Source organism: Streptomyces zaomyceticus (assembly GCF_014656215.1).
In the GTDB taxonomy this organism is placed as follows: Bacteria; Actinomycetota; Actinomycetes; order Streptomycetales; family Streptomycetaceae; genus Streptomyces; species Streptomyces zaomyceticus.
The window spans coordinates 120,835-137,495 of sequence record NZ_BNBZ01000001.1; the positions used below are offsets into that span (position 1 = coordinate 120,835).

Consider the following 16,661-nt stretch of genomic DNA (forward strand, 5'->3'; position numbering starts at 1 on the left):
GGAAGGGGGCCCGGCCCGTGTCCGGAGCGGTGACGCCGGCTACTTCACGCCCACCGCGCGGATCAGTTCCTGCTTCACCGAGCCGCCGCGGTCGTCGCTCGCACCGGCCCGCAGCGAGACGGAGCCCGCACCGGACGGGACGCGCAGCTCGCCGTTCCAGGCGGCGCCGTGCCGGTCCTTCCTGAGGGTGACGCTCTTCCAGGTCTTGCCCTCGTCGTAGGAGACCTCCAGGGTGCCGCCGGTGATGGTGCCGGTGCCGGTGGCGCCCTTCACGTACTCGGCGAAGATCCCGACGGACAGCTTGTGTCCGGCGCGGACGTCACCGTTGAGGTCGGTGTCCACGTCGAAGCCGAGGTTGAGCATCGGCAGGTAGGTGATCCGGTCGCTCGGGGTCTCGGCGGAGCGGAAGGTCCACTCGCTGTGGCCCTTGCCCGCGAGCCGCCAGCGCGCCGGGTCGAGCGTGGTGTCGGTGACGACCTTGTAGGTGGCCTCCTCGGCCGGCGCGTCCCAGGCGTAGGCGCCGGAGCTCATCTTGCGGTCGACGCGGGTCCCGTTGACGTACACCTCGGTGAACTGGGTCATCGAGTCGTCGCCCCACACGTTGCCGAAGCCGGTGTGGTCGGTGCCGGAGTCGCCCCAGCCGGGGGTGTTGAAGCGCAGGTCGTTGCCGACCCGCTGCTGGCCCCAGCCGAGGCCGGTGCCCAGCCAGGGGTGCCAGACGGGGCCGAACCAGTCGAGCTTCACGGTGCTGCCGCCGCGGTAGACGGACTGGCCGCCGCGCTGCTCCAGGGATTCGCCGAGGTCCACGGACTCGTGCCAGCGCTGGCCGGTGCCGGTGGAGACGTACTCGGTGCGCTCGGTCGGGAAGGAGATCCACTCCTTGAAGCCGAAGCCGATCCGGAAGGTGTCGGTGATCGAGTAGCGGAACTCGCCGCCGAGCTCCTTGCGCTTGGTGGGCATGGAGTAGGTGGAGCGGATCGTGGCCAGTTCGTCCTCGTCGGGACGGAAGACCAGGTCCTTGCCGATGGCGCCCGGGTGTCCCTCGGAGAGGTCGTACGTGAACGGGGTGAAGCGGGTGCCGGTCAGGTCGACGCGCTTGCCGCGGGCGGCGCCGGCGGCGAGGCGCCGGGCGTCGGCGGTGTTGAGGGTGGCGACGGCGAGCGGCCGGTCCTCGTAGTCGGCGGTGCCGAAGAACTTCATCAGCCGGCCGGGCTGGTCGTCGGTGACGAACAGGGCCTTGGCACCGGCGTCCTGGGCGGTCTGCGCGAGCTGCTTCGGGTCTGCGCCGGCGGTCAGGCGGACGAGGACGGCCTTGCCGGTGACGTTCCTGCCCTCGTACTCGGCGGGGGTTCCGGTGCCCGCGTCGACGAGACCGAGTCGGTGGCCGCCCTCCAGGAGGGTGGCGCCGGCCTGCGGGGTGACGCCGGAGAGGCGGGTGCCGTCGACGCTCGCCTCCAGCATCGGCTTGCCGAGGCGCCAGACGGTCCGGTACTCGAAGGTGCCGGTGGCGGGCTTGCGGGTGGGCGCCGCGAAGATCGAGTCGTACATGGGCGGGACCTGGACGGCACCGCCGTAGGAGGCGCCGTTCGCCTTCCGGTCGAACTCCATGAGGAGCTGCCGGGTCTCGGTCCGCTTCTCGACCTCGGCGCGGATCTCGCGCAGCTGCCGTCCGTCGAGGGTGATCTCCCGGTCGCGGTCGAGGGTGATCTCCGGCTCGGTGAGGAAGCCGAGGCCGAGGGAGTCCTCGCCGTGGGAGCCGCGCACGTCGAGGAAGCTGTCGACGGTGTACGTGCCGGGCTTGAGGCGGAGTTCGAGGGTGCCGGACTCGCCGACCGCGGCCGGGAAGGGGTCGACGCCCTCGACGAGCTGCTGCACCCCGAGGTGGGCGGCGGTGGGGGCGCCGTCGCGGTCCTTGACGTGGACCGTGAGGGTGTAGCGCTCCTCCTCCTTCACCAGGCCGAGGGCGGTGTGCGCGACGGCGGTTCCGGCGGCGCTCGCGGTGACCCGGCCGGAGGACTGGCCGACGGGGGCCTTGGAGCCGTCACCGGTGACGGTGGTGCTCGCGGAGCCGTGGGCCGGGACGGTGAGGGTGGTGTCGGCGAGGGTGGCGACACCGGCCGGCACGCCCTCGACGGCGAGGTTCAGCTCGACGGGGGCGTCGGAGGAGTTGGTGTACGTGACGGTCCTGGTGACCGGCTTGTTCGACTCGTACGGCCAGCCGAAGAAGCCGAGGTCGGCGGAGCCGGTGGCGGTGACGTTCGCGGCGATCGCGGCGGCCACGTCGACCCGGCCGGAGCCGAGCGCGTACGAGGAGGCGTCGAGCGTCTTCGACGAGGACATCAGCGCGTTCTTGAGCTGGGCGCCGGTCCAGTCGGGGTGCCGCTCGGCGAGCAGGGCGGCGACGCCGGCGATGTGCGGGGTCGCCATCGACGTACCGCTCATGGAGGTGTAGAGGCCGCTGCCGGCGACCAGCTGGGAGCGGGCGGCGAGGATGTCCACGCCGGGCGCCGAGAGGTCGGGCTTGAGGGCCTGGTCGCCGTAGCGGGGGCCCTGGCTCGTGAAGTAGGCGGCCTCGTCGGCGGAGTCGACGGCGCCGACGGTGAGCGCGGAGTCCGCGGCGCCGGGCGAGCCGATGGAGCCGGGGGCACCGGAGTTTCCGGCGGCGATGACGAAGAGGGCGCCGGTCTCGGCGGTGAGCGTGTTGACGGCCTGGGCCATCGGGTCGGTGCCGTCGCTCGGTTCGCGGGAGCCGAGGCTCATCGACACGATCTTCGCGTCGATGTCCTTGGCGGCCCACTCCATGCCGGCGATGATCTCCGACTCGGAGCCGGAGCCCTCGTCGCTGAGGACCTTGCCGACGGCGAGGGTGGCGCCGGGGGCGACGCCCTTCTCCTTGCCGTCCGAACCGGCGCCGCTGCCGCCGACGGTGGAGGCCACGTGCGTGCCGTGGCCGTTGCGGTCGGCGACCTCCTGGCCGGCGATGAACGACTTGGACTCGGTGACCCGGCCCGCGAGGTCGGGGTGGGCGAGGTCGGCGCCGGTGTCGAGGACGGCGACCTTCACGCCCTTGCCGGTGAGCCCGGCCTCCCAGGCCTTCGGGGTGCCGATCTGCTCGTTGGACTCGGCCATGGCGGCCTTGACCCGGCCGTCGAGCCAGACCTTGGCGGGGGCGGCGGCCCGCGCGTTCGGGGCGGCGGTGAAGCCGTTCCAGAAGGCGGCGGGGTCGGTCGCCGTGACGGCGGCGCCGCCGATGCTGGGCAGCGCGCGGACGGTCTCGGCACCGCGCGGGGTCGCCGCGGCGGTACGGGCGCCCTTGCCGCCGTAGGTGACGATCAGCGGCAACTCCCCGGTGACGCCCTGCTCGACGAGGCCGGTGACGTCGAAGAGGCGCGGGTCGAGCGCGCCGGAGGCCAGGTAGGGGCGGGCCTCGTCGGGGATGACGGTGACCCGGCCGTTCGCGATCTGGCTGCGTATCGCGCCGGTGGCGCCCTCGGCCCGGTCGACGGTGACGGTCTGCCGCCCGCCGCCGAGGTCGGTGAGAGTGACGCGGTCGCCGGTGACGAGGGTGACGGTGGTGCTCGCCGCCGCCCCCTTGAAGGTGTCCGGTACGGGGGAGGCGGTGGTGGTCCCGGCGGCGGCGGTCTGCCCGGCCGAGAGCATCACGAGGGAGATGCCCGCGGCGATCAGCGCGGCCCTTCCTCTGTCGAAGGGCGTGGTCCTCGACGTCATCGTGCGAACTCCTCGCGGACCCGGGGTCGGGGGTGTTTCCGGGTGCCGCGAGGAGTCTTGGCCCTGGGAGGGGTGGTTGACGCCCCTTGCTCCTGGCGGTTATGCGCCGTGGCGGCCAACCGCCAGAACAGGACGGTCCGTTCGGGGAGAATTGCTCACGGAGTCGGGTCGAGGGCGTCGTAACGGCGGAAATTGCGCCCGTACAGGGCGAGGACACCGACCGCGAGGACACAGGCGATTCCGCCGCCCGTGACCGCCACGGCGGGCGAGGTCAGATCGGCCACCGAGCCCGCGAGGAAGTCCCCGAGCCGGGGCCCGCCCGCGACCACCACGATGAAGACGCCCTGGAGCCGGCCCCGCATCTCGTCCGGCGCGGCGACCTGCATCATCGTGTTCCGGAAGATCATCGAGACGGTGTCGGAGTAGCCGGCGAGGGCGAGCAGGAGCAGCCCCAGCCAGAGGTTCCGGGTGAGTCCGAAGACGGCGATCGCGGTGCCCCAGCAGGCCACGGCGATCAGGATCGCCTGCCCGTGGTGGCGGATACGACCCTGCCAGCCGGAGAGCACCCCGCCGAGGAGCGCGCCGAACGCGGGCGCGGCGACGAGGAGTCCGGTGGTCTTCGCGTCGCCGCCGTACCAGAGGACGGCGACGGCCGGGAACAGGGCGCGGGGGTGGGCGAGGATCATCGCGCAGAAGTCCGAGAAGAACGTCATGCGCAGGTTGGGGCGGGTGGCGAGGAAGCGCAGCCCGTCGAGGACGGAGGCGCGCTTGTCGCCCTTCCGGTCCGGGAGCATGGACGGCAGCCGCCACATCGCGTAGAGGCTCGCGGAGAAGGCGACGGCGTCGACGAGGTACGCGGTCTGGTAGCCGGCGAGGCCGACGATCAGGCCGCCGAGGCTGGGCCCGACGAGGGTGCCGAAGGTCATGACCATCGAGTTCAGCGCGTTGGCGGCGCGCAGCTGCTCGGGCGGCAGGAGCCGGGGGATCATCGAGGTGCGGGCGGGCGAGTTGAGCGCGGCGCACACGGCCTGGAGGGCGACGATCCCGTACAGGAACCAGACCCGGTGGAAGCCCGCGAACGCGGCGGCGGCCAGCGCGATCGACAGCACGGCGGAGCCGCAGGCGCTGAAGAGCCCGAGCTTGCGGCGGTCGACGGTGTCGGCGATGGCGCCGCCGTACAGCCCGAACACGACGAGCGGCACGAGCGAGAACAGGCCGACGAGCCCGACGGAGAACGGCGAGCCGGTGATGTCGTACACCTGGAGGGAGACGGCGAGGGCCGTCATGCCCTGGCCGACCCAGGAGACGGTGCTCCCGAACCAGAGGCGGCGGTAGTGCGCCGAGGTCCTCAGCGGGGTGAGATCGGCGAAGAGCCTGCGGCGGTCCTGCGCCTCGGGCGGCGGCTCGGCCTGCGGCCGGGACGGGGGCTCGGGCCGCGGCTGCGGCTGGGTGGCGGTCACGCGATGTCGTACCGGAGCTCGGGGCGGTCCCAGTGGATGTGGCCGGTGGGCGGGACGGTTCCGGTCCGGACGGCGCCGGTGCGCAGATAGAACTCCTCGGCGGGAGGGTGCGCGACGACCCGCACGGTGCGCAGCCCGGCGGCCTCGGCCTGTCCGGTCATGTGCTCCATGAGCAGCCGTCCGATGCCGCGCCCCTGGGCGCTGTCGGCGACGAAGGCGAGGTCGAGCTCGGCGTCGTCGACGAGGAGGGCGTAGAACCCGAGCACGCGGTCGTCGCCGTCGACGGCGACGAAGACGGGATGGTGCTCGATGTACGCGCCACCGACCTGGTACCCCTCGACCATGGCGGCGTAGTCCCCCCGATAGGCACGGGAGGTCCGGACGAGCCGGGTGAGCCGCTTGGAATCGTCGGCGGTGGCACGCCGGACGGTGAACTCTGACATGGGGCGAGTATAGGGGCGATTACGGATGTCGCTCCTTACGTTTTGATGAACGCGGAGGCGGCCTAGCGGCAGACGTTCAGTTCGTCCGGGTCGACGCCGTCGAGCCGGACGGCCAGGGCGTCGAGCCGTTCCCGCAGGTCGCGGATGTCGGCCAGGTCGAGGCCGGTGGCGGCGGCGATCCTGCGCGGCACCCCCCGGGCCTTCTCCTTCAGGGCGGTCCCCTCGGAGGTGGGCCGGACGGTGACGGACCGCTCGTCCTCGGGGCTGCGGCGCCGCTCGACGTATCCGCCCGCCTCCAGGCGCTTGAGCAGCGGCGACAGGGTTCCGGAGTCGAGCCGGAGACGCTCGCCGATCCCCTTGACGGGCAGTTCCCCGTGCTCCCAGAGCACCAGCATCACGAGGTACTGGGGATAGGTGAGCCCGAGCTCCTTGAGGGCCTCGCGGTAGACGCCGTTGAAGGCGCGGGTCGCCGCGTGCAGCGAGAAGCAGATCTGGTGGTCGAGCCGGAGGAAGTCCTCGTCCGGAACCGTGTCGAGCGTCTCCATGACTCCAGGATACGCGAGGACACCTCACACGCGATTAAGTTGTGCACAACTGAATAGTGCGCTATCAATAGAGAGCCACCGCAGCACACGCACCCCGAGGACAGGAACGGAAACCATGGACGCGATCTACACCGCTGTCGCCACCGCCAACGGCCGCGAGGGCCGCGCCGTCAGCTCCGACGGCCACATCGACCTCCCCCTCGCCCACCCCCAGGCCCTCGGCGGCAACGGTCAGGGCACCAACCCCGAGCAGCTCTTCGCCGCCGGGTACGCCGCCTGCTTCGCCAGCGCGATGAACCTGGTCGCCCGCCAGGAGAAGATCGACATCTCCGACGCGTCGATCACGGCCGAGGTCTCCATCGGCAAGGACCCCGCGGACGGCGGCTTCGGCCTCGCGGTGATCATGCGCGCCGAGTTCCCGGACCACCTCCAGGGCGAGGCGGGCAAGTCCCTCCTGGAGAAGACCCACGCCTTCTGCCCGTACTCCAAGGCGACCCGCGGCAACATCAAGGTCGACCTCGTCGTCGAGTAGTTTTCTGTCGCTTCACGTACGCCCCCGGTGGTCATCGACCGCCGGGGGTGTTCGCTTGTGGGTTTTCCCGTTCGGGCGCGAGGGATTCGCCTGCCGTACGACGGGCAGTCATGGAACGGCCGCCGGGCGGTGGTTCACGGGCGCTCTCCTTGGGGCGCCCGTCGTCCCGCCTGCCGGCCGACGCACGCGCACCCCCACCCGTGCCCGTACCGACCCGGAGGAGAACTCCCCCATGGCCGACCTCGACCGCCGCCGGTTCCTTCAACTCGCGGGCGGCACCGCCGCGTTCACGATGCTCTCGGAGAGCATCGCGCGTGCCGCCGCCATCCCGGCGCAAGGCTCCACAGGAACGATCCAGGACATCGAGCACATTGTCGTCCTGATGCAGGAGAATCGTTCCTTCGATCACTATTTCGGAGCCCTCAAGGGAGTCCGCGGCTTCGGCGACCCCCGCCCGGTCACCCTCCCCAGCGGGAAGTCGGTCTGGAACCAGTCAGACGGCAACAAGGTCACGCTGCCCTTCCGTCCGGAGAGCGCGAAGCTCGGCATGGAGTTCCTCCAGGGCCTCAACCACGACTGGGCGGGCGGCCAGAGCGCCTTCAACAAGGGCAAGTACGACAACTGGGTTCCGGCCAAGAGCAAGGCCACGATGGCGTACCTCACCCGCGAGGACATCCCGTTCCACTACGCGCTCGCCGACGCCTTCACGATCTGCGACGCCTACCACTGTTCGTTCATCGGCTCGACCGACCCGAACCGCTACTACCTGTGGACCGGCCACACCGGCAACGACGGCACCGGCGGCGGACCCGTCCTCAACAACGCCGAGGCCGGCTACGGCTGGAAGACCTACCCCGAGCGCCTCGAAGCGGCCGGGGTCTCCTGGAAGATCTACCAGGACGTCGGCGACGGGCTGAACGCCGCCGGATCATGGGGCTGGATCAACGACGCCTACCGCGGCAACTACGGCGACAACTCGCTCCTGTACTTCAACACCTACCGCAACGCCCAGCCCGGCAACCCGCTGTTCGACAAGGCCCGCACGGGCACCGACGCCAAGGCCGGCGAGGGCTTCTTCGACCGGCTGCGCGCCGACGTCCAGGGCGGCCGGCTGCCGAAGATCTCCTGGATAGCCGCCCCCGAGGCCTTCTCCGAGCACTCCAACTGGCCCGCGAACTACGGCGCCTGGTACATCTCGCAGGTCCTCGACGCGCTGACCTCGAACCCCGACGTGTGGGCCCGTACCGCCCTGTTCATCACGTACGACGAGAACGACGGCTTCTTCGACCACGTCGTCCCGCCGTACGTCCCCGCCTCCACGGCGCAGGGCCTGTCCACGGTCGCGACCGCGCTCGACCACTTCCCGGGGAAGGCCGGCTACGTCGCCGGTCCTTACGGCCTCGGCCCGCGCGTCCCGATGCTGGTCGTCTCCCCCTGGTCCAAGGGCGGCTACACCTGCTCCGAGACCTTCGACCACACCTCGGTCATCCGCTTCATGGAGCAGCGCTTCGGGGTCCAGGAGCCCCAGATCTCGCCCTGGCGGCGGGCCGTCTGCGGCGACCTGACCTCCGCCTTCGACTTCACGCGGACGGACACCTCGGCGGCGGCGCTGCCTTCGACCGCCGGCTACTACCCGCCGGACCGCGACCGTCACCCCGACTTCCTCGCCACCGCCCCGGCCTCCGGCACCATGCCCCGCCAGGAGCCGGGCGGCAAGCGCACCCGTCCCCTGAAGTACGCGCCGTACGTGGACGGCGCCGCGGACACCACCGGGGGCAAGTTCCGCCTCACCTTCGGCGGCGGCCCCTCGGCGGGCGCCCAGTTCTACGTGACCTCGGCGAACCGCACCGACGCGCCCTGGACGTACACGACCGGGGCCGGCGCCTCGATCTCCGACACCTGGAACACCACGTACTCGAAGGGCCTCACCGACCTCACGGTCCACGGCCCCAACGGCTTCGTCCGCCGCTTCCGCTCCCCCGGCAAGACCGCCGTCCCCGAAGTCGCGGCCCGCCACAACACCGGCACGGGCACGCTGGACCTGACGTTCACCAACGCCGGCACGACCGCGACGGTGACCCTCGTCAACGCCTACGGCGGCGGCCAGAAGACGCTGACCGTCGCGAAGGGCGCCACGGTCACCCACAGCGTCGACGTCTCCGCGGCCCACCACTGGTACGACGTCACCGTCACGTCCTCCGCGAGCACGGACTACGTCCGCCGCCTCGCCGGCCACGTGGAGACGGGCACGGCGAGCGTCTCGGACCCGGCCATCCTCACGTACTGACCACCCCGGCGGAACGCCCGGGGGCCCGTACGCGTCCCCGCGGCGCGTGCGGGCCCCCGGGCATCGGTCGCGACGGGGCGGGAGCGGGGCGGTGGTCCGCCGCCGAGCATCCCGCCCCGTCGGCCGTGATAATCGGAGGGGGCGCCCGGGCCCGACGGACCGAGAAGGCCCGAGCGGACCACCGACGGCCCGGAGCCCCGCCCGCCGGGGGAACGCACGCCGCGAGGTGACCACCCGGGCCGCACCGGACGGTCCCGGCACCTCCGGAAGGACCGAGCAGGAAGGGGTTCCGATGCCCCGGAAGGCCACCACGGCGCTGCGCTCGGCACGCGACGCCACACCGAAGGAACGTGCGGCGCTCGGCAGGAAGGCCCGGCGGCACTCGCCGAGGTCGGGCCACGCCGAGTACCGGCCGCCCACCGACCGGCCCGACCCGCTGAAGATCCTGGAGGCGCAGTCGGCGACACGGGTCCCCGAGCTCGTCCCGATCCGCTACGGCCGCATGACGGAGTCCCCGTTCCGCTTCTACCGCGGCGCCGCCGCGATCATGGCCTCCGACCTGGCCGGAACACCCCGCTCGGGGCTCACGGCCCAGCTGTGCGGAGACGCGCACATGCTCAACTTCCGTCTCCTCGCCTCGCCGGAGCGGCAGTTGATGTTCGACATCAACGACTTCGACGAGACGCTCCCCGGCCCCTGGGAGTGGGACGTCAAACGGCTGGCGACGAGCTTCGTCATCGCCGCCCGGGCGAACGGCTTCGACGAAGCCGAACGCGCCCGCATCGTCGAGGAGACCGTCCGCTCGTACCGCGAGTCGATGATCCGCTTCGCGGGCATGCGCACCCTCGACGTCTGGTACGCGAAGATCGACGCGGAACGCCTCGAAGCCCTGGGTACGACCCTGCTCCGCAAGCGCGGGCAGAAGAATCTGGCCCGCGCCATGGCGAAGGCCCGTACCCGCGACAGCCTCCAGGCCTTCGACCGGCTCACCGAGACGGTCGACGGGAAGCCCGTGATCGCGGCGGACCCCCCACTGCTCGTGCCGATCGGCGATCTGCTGCCGGACCTCCAGCGCACCGCCCTCGAAAGCAGGTTCCACCACCTGTTCGAGCGGTACGCCACCACCCTGCCGTCCGACCGGCGCACGCTCCTCGCGGACTACCGGCTGACGGACATCGCCCGCAAGGTGGTCGGAGTCGGCAGTGTCGGCACCCGCTGCTGGATCTTCCTCTTCCTCGGCCGGGACGACCAGGACCCGCTCTTCCTCCAGGCCAAGGAGGCGGACACCTCCGTACTCGCCCCGTACGTCGGCGCGAGCGCCTACCGCAACCAGGGCGAGCGCGTCGTCTCCGGCCAACGGCTGATGCAGGCCACCAGCGACATCTTCCTCGGCTGGGAGCGCGTGGACGGGATCGACGGCAGGCGGCGCGACTTCTACGTGCGCCAGCTGCGCGACTGGAAGGGCATCGTCGTCCCGGAGGGGATGCGCCCCAAGGGCATGAGGGCCTTCGGCGACGTGTGCGGGCAGACGCTGGCGCGCGCGCACGCCCGGTCCGGCGACCGGATCGCGATCGCCGCGTACCTGGGCCGCGGCCCGTCGTTCGACCGCGCGCTCACGAGCTTCGCGGAGACCTACGCCGACCAGAACGAGCGGGACCACCGGGCCCTGGTCGACGCCGTGCGCTCGGGCCGGCTGCCCGCCGAGGACGTCACCTGAACGGAGCGCGGGCCGTCCCGGTCACCGCCGGGCACCGGCCCGGCCGCCTGCACCCGCCCCGAGTGCGATGAGCTCCGGGGCGGCGCACGCTGGACGCAGTCCGTTCCGCCGGGCCCTCCGCGAACGGGCGGTCGCGGCCCGACACGACCTCCGGTTCGCGCCGCTCACCGGCGCGGGGATCCCGCACCGGCTCCGAGCCGCACGGCGAAAGGCCTTCCATGGCGGAGAACGACACCCACCCCGCGGCCCCCGGCAGCGGGGAGCAGCCCCTGGAGGCGGACCGGCTGCGTGACCTGCTCCTCGCCCCCGGCTATCTCAAGGCCCTCGTCTTCTCCGCCCTCATCGGCGTACCGGTCTCGCTCGTCGCGTTCTGGTTCCTGGTCGGACTGCACGAGACGGAACACCTCGTGTGGGCGGATCTGCCGCACGGCCTGGGCTGGGACACCCCGCCGTGGTGGTGGCCGCTCCCCCTGCTCCCGATCGCGGGAGTCGTCGTCGGACTGGTCGCCGCGCACCTGCCCGGCCGGGGCGGGCAGGTGCCCGCGTCGGGCCTCCACGCGGGCGGGGCCTCACCGGTCATGCTGCCGGGCGTCCTGCTCGCCGCGGCCGCGAGCCTGCCCCTCGGTGCCGTGCTGGGACCCGAGGCACCGCTGATCGCCCTGGGTGGCGGTCTCGCCCTGCTCTTCCGCGACCTCGCACGCGTTCCCGCGACCCCCAAGAGCACCGCGCTGCTGGGGGCGGCCGGCGCCGCGGCCGCCATCGCGGCGATCTTCGGCAACCCGCTGGTCGCCGCGGTGCTCCTGATGGAGGTGGTGGGGGCAGGCGGACCGCAGCTGTTCGCGGTCATGCTCCCCGCCCTGCTCTCCAGCGGCGTCGGGGCCCTGGTCTTCACCGGTATCGGGCACTGGACCGGACTGGAGACGGGGGCCCTGAGCCTCCATCTGCCCATGCCGCTCCCCCGTCTGGACGTGGGGGACGTGCTCTGGGCGATTCCCTTCGCCCTCGCCGTCGCCGTCCTGCTGCACCCGGTCCTGGGGGCCGCCCGGCGCGTCGCCGCCCTCGTCTCCGCGGGCGTGGTGAGCCGCACCGTACTGTGCGCCGCGGCCGCGGCGGCCTGCGCGGCCCTCTACGCCCTGATCACCGGCCGCAGCCCCGCCGAGGTCGCCCTGTCGGGCCAGGCCACCCTGGGGCAGCTGGCCACCGACCCGCACGCCTGGGGAGTGGGGGCGCTGGTCGCCGTCCTGCTCTTCAAGGGGACCGCGTACGCCCTCTGCCTGGGCAGCCTGCGCGGCGGCCTCGTCTTCCCCGCCCTCTTCCTGGGGGCCGCAGCCGGAGTCCTGGTGGCCCCGCTGCCCGGCCTGGGCCTCGTGCCGGGCATGGCGGCGGGCATGGCCGCCGCGGCAGCCGCCACCCTCCGGCTGCCCGTCAGCAGCGTGGTCCTCGTCTCCCTGCTCCTGGGCGGCACCGCGATGATCCCGGTCGTGATCCTCGCGGCGGTGATCGCCTTCGTCACGACGGAACTACTGCCGAAGCACGCGGCCTCGAAGTGACTCGCCCGCGAAGGAGCTCGGACGCGCTGCGCCTCCCTCCACCGCAGACCTCTGCTTCGAGGGCGCCCCTGGGTGGTTCTCGGTCTTTTCGAGAGCGAGCACCTGGGCTTGAATCCAGTTCTCCACGGGACATCGGGTATGCATCCCGCTGACTTCTGATGAGACGTCAACTAACGTTCATCCAGGGGCCTGTAACAGGCGGGTCCTTCGCGTATCGGGAGAGTGCGTGATACGAGACTTGATCTTCGCCGAAGCCGCCCGTGTGCAGTTCGGCGCCCTGCCCGGGGGGCGGAAGGCCGACGTCGGCAAGGCGCTGCTGGAGATCGCGCAGAAGGCCGACAGGCACGGAGTTTGGAGGTCCAAGGACGGGCACCGCCTGGCAGTCACCTACGAGGTGCACCCCAGCGCGGTCGTGGTGACCACCATCGGGGAGGACCGGGCCACTCCGCCGAGCCCCCGCCAGCCCTACTCCGGCATGCAGATGCGGCACCAGGGCGGGAACCGTTGGACCCACCTGAATCCGCATGAGGAGTGAGGGGGCGCCGGACGACGGCTACCGACGCGGTCAGTGGCCGGCATCATCCGGTGACACAAGCGCCGGCTCCCCCGCCGGTCCGCCGGACCGGGGGGCTCCAGACCCAGCCGCGGGCCGCCGAGCCACTCCGGTGGTGCGGTATTCGGCAGTGCGACACCCATAGGGCGCGACACAGTATGACCAAGCTGGATGACTTGTTTCGCGATCCGCTCCCGGATCGCGACACGTACATCCTGAAGCAGGCCATTCCGTTCAACCCCGACCAGTGGACCACTCGGCTGCCGAACGACCAGTGGTGGCCCAAGCCCTTGTCCGCGCTGCCTCGCGCGGGGCGATGGCCGATCGTGGACCGCCAGACGGTGTTCCGGATGGCCGAGCACTCCGAGACACCGGAAGGACGGCGAGATCTTCTGATCGCCACTCTCGTGTGGGGCACTGGAACCAGCACTCGGTCGATCGCCCGCCGCGTGCGGATTTTCCACGAGAACGACCTCGATTGGCTGGATCATCGGATCACCGCGGCTACGACCGAGATTGATCGCGGAGACCCTGTCGCCGCCTATCTGGTGCTGAACGACCGAGACGCTCGGGTGAAGCACCTTGGGCCGGCGTTCTTCAGCAAGCTGCTGTACTTCGCTTCAGCCGGTCACCCCACGGGCGGACTGTTGCCCCTGATCATCGACAGCAACGTCGCGTTGGCACTCGACGAGCTGTCGCCTCACAGCTGGGCTCCGGACGAACGATGGGACTCGAAGAAGTACGCGAACTATCTGGATCTGGCCCACTCATGGGCCGAACGGTTCGGAGTCGAAGCGGACATGGTGGAACGGAAGCTGTTCGAACGAGGTAAGCAGGTCAGAGCTGGCACCACGTAGCACGTGCAAGGTGTCGTCCTCAGGTCTCGTCCGACCCGTCGTGTTCCCCTTCGCCGGTCCGCGCGGCCGGGGCGGTAGGGAACAACGTGCGGAGCCTGTCGAGGATCCAGGAGCCGCTGGAGAGTTCCGTGCCGTCGATCGTCACGGGGTGGACGAGCATCGCCGTGGCGGCGAAGACGGCGAGGGCGGCTTCCCTCACTCCGACGGCCGGGGCGAGACGCTCGTGGAGCCGGAGAAGCTGCGCCGCTCCGCGCGCGAGGATCTTGCCCTCGTAGTGCCACTGCGGGGAGTCCTCGCGTCGTTCCGCGAGGATGCTGAGGCCGGCGGCAACGAGGTACGGATCCCAGTCATCGGGCCGGGAGTTGAGCCAGGCGACCATGGCAGCAAGCTCGTCCCCCTCGCCTGTCGGGGCGGAATCCGCTGCTCCCGGATCGACGACGGGTTCGGGCAGCGCCTCCCTGAGCTGCGGAAGACTTGTCTCGATCGGGTCGCTGGCGAGGACGTTGTAGAACAGTGCCCTCGTCATGGCTGCCGGACCCTGCCCCGTGATCGCGTTGAAAGGCTTGAGCTCCCAGTCGGCGTCGGCGGTCGCCCGCTGCGCATCGGTCTCGAACCGGTTGACGGCGTACGTGCTCATGTGGGCGCGGGGGGCCCGGGGGTTCTTCTGTGCGGCTTCCGCCGCCGCACGGGTGGCACGCCAGACAAGGTTGTAGATCTCTCCGAGCGGCCTGTGCTCGGCCACCCCGTAAGCGGCTTCGGTGAGCCTGGCAGCGTGGTTCTCAGGCACGGCCGGGAGGTTGAGGTCATCCAGCCGGTTGGTGAAGTAGCGGAGCGCCTCCTCGGCGATGAGCTCGCGGGCGACGGCCACCAGATCCTCTTGACGGCCTTCGTTCATCCCGGCGGGCGCCAGAGCGGCAATGAGATGAGCGTCGAGCTCCTCGACGGCCTTGCCCGCACTCGTACCGTGGGGTGCGTAGTAGTGGGCGGCCAGCGGGTAGAAGCTGCCGGGCAGCCGGGGCGTGCCAATGGCGTCCAGATCGCCCTCGGCCTCGCGCAGGGCTTCTTCGAAAGTCGCCGGCTGCCAGACGAACGCGGTCGCGGGGCTGGAGGCATGGATCCTGAGGAGGTCGGCCCGGATCAACGTTCCGAGAAGCGAGCCGATCTGCCCTCTGTCCGGATGGAGCGGGTCCGGCCAGGAACCCGCCGCGGTGATGGGAGAAGTCGACGGGGCGTACCGCAGCAGTGCCAGTGCGCCAACCATCTCCCGTACCCCCGCGGCCGGCACCTCCCCGTTCGAGGGGAAGACGGCGGCGTACTCCTCGGCCGTGACGTCCCGCTGGAGCTGCTTCCAGCGTGCGCGGGCGGAGTCGACGGCGTTCCGCTCTTCAACCCTTGCTCTGGCGGCTTCACGCTTGGCCTTCCGTGCAGGATCGACGATGACGCGCACGGCGGCGGTCAGCGACTCATTGCAGTCGGCGCAAGCGGGGTCGCGCCCGTCGCAAACCTGCTGAAGGGCGGCTCGGGAAGTCAAGCTGAGCGGACCTCCGCACTGTGGACACAGCCTTCCGGCCACCACGGCTCGTACACCGGCTGCGGCCACGGCATAGATGTGGTGACCCCAGCCGGCGGTGTCGATGTCCTTGGCCTTCTCGCACCAGACGGGAGTGCCGAGCTCGGGCGCGAACCCGGCGAGCGCCCAGTACCGCTCCCCGATCGCCACCAGCTCCTCATCGGCTCCTTCAAGGGGGACGATCGCCGGAACGAGTGGGGCAAGATCATCGACAGCCGGTCGCGGCCTGGAAACGTCGCTCACGCTCCGCACCCTAATGACCGCAGCGGACACAACAGGTTGTTCCCGGCCACCAGCAGCCGGCTTGTCAGCGCGTGCCGGTCCCCGGTTCGGGTCGGGGCAGTCCCCCGAGGCCCGCGAACTCGTTCGGCCGCGCCGCCTCCCCTCCGGCCGTCTCGGTTCAGGGGCGGAAGGCCGCGCTCGTAGCCCTCGACCTCGTAGCCCTCGACCATGCTCGAAACTCCGTCCCGACTGTTCCCCTTCAGGAAGGGGATCGCGGCCGTCAGATACCGGCGGGACTCGAGGAGGCACTCCAGGACCTGGAAGTCCACAGCACTTTGCGCATAAATGCCCGGGATGTTGTAGATGTCTTCCACCAGATCGAAACACCGCCGCAGCAGCGCCGTCGGGCGTCTCCTCTTCCAGGGCGGGCAGCAGGACGGGCCTGGTCAGGAGATCGATGAGATCCGCGTAGAGCTCGACTCCGGTGTCCTCCCGCGCCGGGGCCTCGCCTTCGCGGAGTTCGTACTTCGCCTCCACGAAGGGCCTGGCCTCGGGGACCCTCTCCACCAGCAGCGTGAGGAAATCGTCAGCGCTGATCACCGGAGCTCGCTCCTCTGTCTTCACCCGGCAGCGGCGACGCGGCCGGCGGGGCACACCCGCGCCGGGGGCCGGGCATCCGGGTGATGTCGGCGTGTCGCTACGACACGCCGGGGCATCGGGGACGCACCGTGGGAACGAAGAAGCCCGGGACCGCAGGAGAATCCTTCCTGCGGCCACGGGCTGTGGTGGGGCGGGTGGGACTCGAACCCACGGCCGACGGATTATGAGTCCGCTGCTCTAACCGGCTGAGCTACCGCCCCGTACGGTGAGGCGCGTACATGTGTGCGCGCCGTCTGCCGCAGCATAGCCGCTCATACGATCTCCTGCTTCGGATGATCGGCTCTGCTCGACCATGAAGACCGCACCGCGCCCCGCACGGTTCCCGGAAACGCGAAAGAGGACCCTCAAGGGTCCTCTTTCGACTCGCTCCCCCGGCTGGACTCGAACCAGCAACCCTCCGGTTAACAGCCGAATGCTCTGCCAATTGAGCTACAGGGGATCGCGCTCCCCCGACTGGACTCGAACCAGTAACCTGCCGGTTAACAGCCGGCTGCTCTGCCAATTGAGCTACAGGGGATTGCTGCGTCGCACCGAAC

General features: G+C 71.0%; 11 protein-coding genes and 3 tRNA genes. 6 read left to right on the forward strand and 8 right to left on the reverse strand.

Going from position 1 to position 16,661, the window contains the following annotated elements; translation table 11 throughout:
* Positions 1-39: 39 nt before the first annotated feature.
* The 4 genes from IE311_RS00555 to IE311_RS00570 form a co-directional block, all read right to left on the reverse strand.
* A complete protein-coding gene (locus tag IE311_RS00555) occupies positions 40-3,729 on the reverse strand; it encodes a S8 family serine peptidase (protein ID WP_189829490.1) in 3,690 nt (1,229 codons plus the stop codon).
* Between the two features lie 155 nt (positions 3,730-3,884).
* Positions 3,885-5,081, reverse strand: coding sequence for an MFS transporter (locus IE311_RS00560; RefSeq protein ID WP_189829907.1), 1,197 nt, complete (start codon positions 5,079-5,081; stop codon positions 3,885-3,887).
* A 104-nt stretch (positions 5,082-5,185) separates the two neighbouring features.
* On the reverse strand, positions 5,186-5,632 hold the full coding sequence (locus tag IE311_RS00565; protein WP_189829491.1) for a GNAT family N-acetyltransferase: 447 nt from the start codon (positions 5,630-5,632) through the stop codon (positions 5,186-5,188).
* A 62-nt stretch (positions 5,633-5,694) separates the two neighbouring features.
* Positions 5,695-6,177, reverse strand: coding sequence for a MarR family winged helix-turn-helix transcriptional regulator (locus IE311_RS00570; protein WP_189829492.1), 483 nt, complete (start codon positions 6,175-6,177; stop codon positions 5,695-5,697).
* A 115-nt stretch (positions 6,178-6,292) separates the two neighbouring features.
* Here IE311_RS00570 and IE311_RS00575 point away from each other — a divergent pair, with 115 nt between their 5' ends.
* The 6 genes from IE311_RS00575 (at position 6,293) to IE311_RS00600 (ending at position 13,673) form a co-directional block, all read left to right on the forward strand.
* Positions 6,293-6,709 (forward strand): organic hydroperoxide resistance protein, encoded by a 417-nt coding sequence (locus IE311_RS00575; RefSeq protein WP_189829493.1) that lies wholly within the window; start codon positions 6,293-6,295, stop codon positions 6,707-6,709.
* A gap of 232 nt (positions 6,710-6,941) precedes the next feature.
* Positions 6,942-8,996 (forward strand): phosphocholine-specific phospholipase C, encoded by a 2,055-nt coding sequence (locus IE311_RS00580; protein WP_189829494.1) that lies wholly within the window; start codon positions 6,942-6,944, stop codon positions 8,994-8,996.
* Positions 8,997-9,288: 292 nt separating this feature from the next.
* The gene (locus IE311_RS00585; protein WP_189829495.1) at positions 9,289-10,713 is read left to right on the forward strand and encodes a DUF2252 domain-containing protein; all 1,425 of its coding nucleotides are present in this window, start codon (positions 9,289-9,291) and stop codon (positions 10,711-10,713) included.
* Between the two features lie 218 nt (positions 10,714-10,931).
* Positions 10,932-12,263: a chloride channel protein gene (locus tag IE311_RS00590; RefSeq protein WP_189829496.1), complete on the forward strand. Its 1,332-nt coding sequence runs from the start codon at positions 10,932-10,934 to the stop codon at positions 12,261-12,263.
* A 226-nt stretch (positions 12,264-12,489) separates the two neighbouring features.
* Positions 12,490-12,798 (forward strand): hypothetical protein, encoded by a 309-nt coding sequence (locus IE311_RS00595; protein WP_189829497.1) that lies wholly within the window; start codon positions 12,490-12,492, stop codon positions 12,796-12,798.
* Positions 12,799-12,974: 176 nt separating this feature from the next.
* Positions 12,975-13,673 carry an 8-oxoguanine DNA glycosylase OGG fold protein gene (locus tag IE311_RS00600; protein ID WP_189829498.1) on the forward strand — a complete coding sequence of 233 codons (699 nt, stop codon included), beginning with the start codon at positions 12,975-12,977 and terminating at the stop codon, positions 13,671-13,673.
* 19 nt (positions 13,674-13,692) lie between these two features.
* Here IE311_RS00600 and IE311_RS00605 read toward each other — a convergent pair whose 3' ends face one another.
* From IE311_RS00605 to IE311_RS00620, 4 genes are all read right to left on the reverse strand, one after another.
* On the reverse strand, positions 13,693-15,516 hold the full coding sequence (locus tag IE311_RS00605) for a hypothetical protein (RefSeq protein WP_189829499.1): 1,824 nt from the start codon (positions 15,514-15,516) through the stop codon (positions 13,693-13,695).
* Positions 15,517-16,248: 732 nt separating this feature from the next.
* Positions 16,249-16,325, reverse strand: a tRNA-Ile gene (locus tag IE311_RS00610).
* Between the two features lie 166 nt (positions 16,326-16,491).
* A tRNA-Asn gene (locus tag IE311_RS00615) sits at positions 16,492-16,564 on the reverse strand.
* A gap of 5 nt (positions 16,565-16,569) precedes the next feature.
* A tRNA-Asn gene (locus IE311_RS00620) sits at positions 16,570-16,642 on the reverse strand.
* Positions 16,643-16,661: the final 19 nt, after the last annotated feature.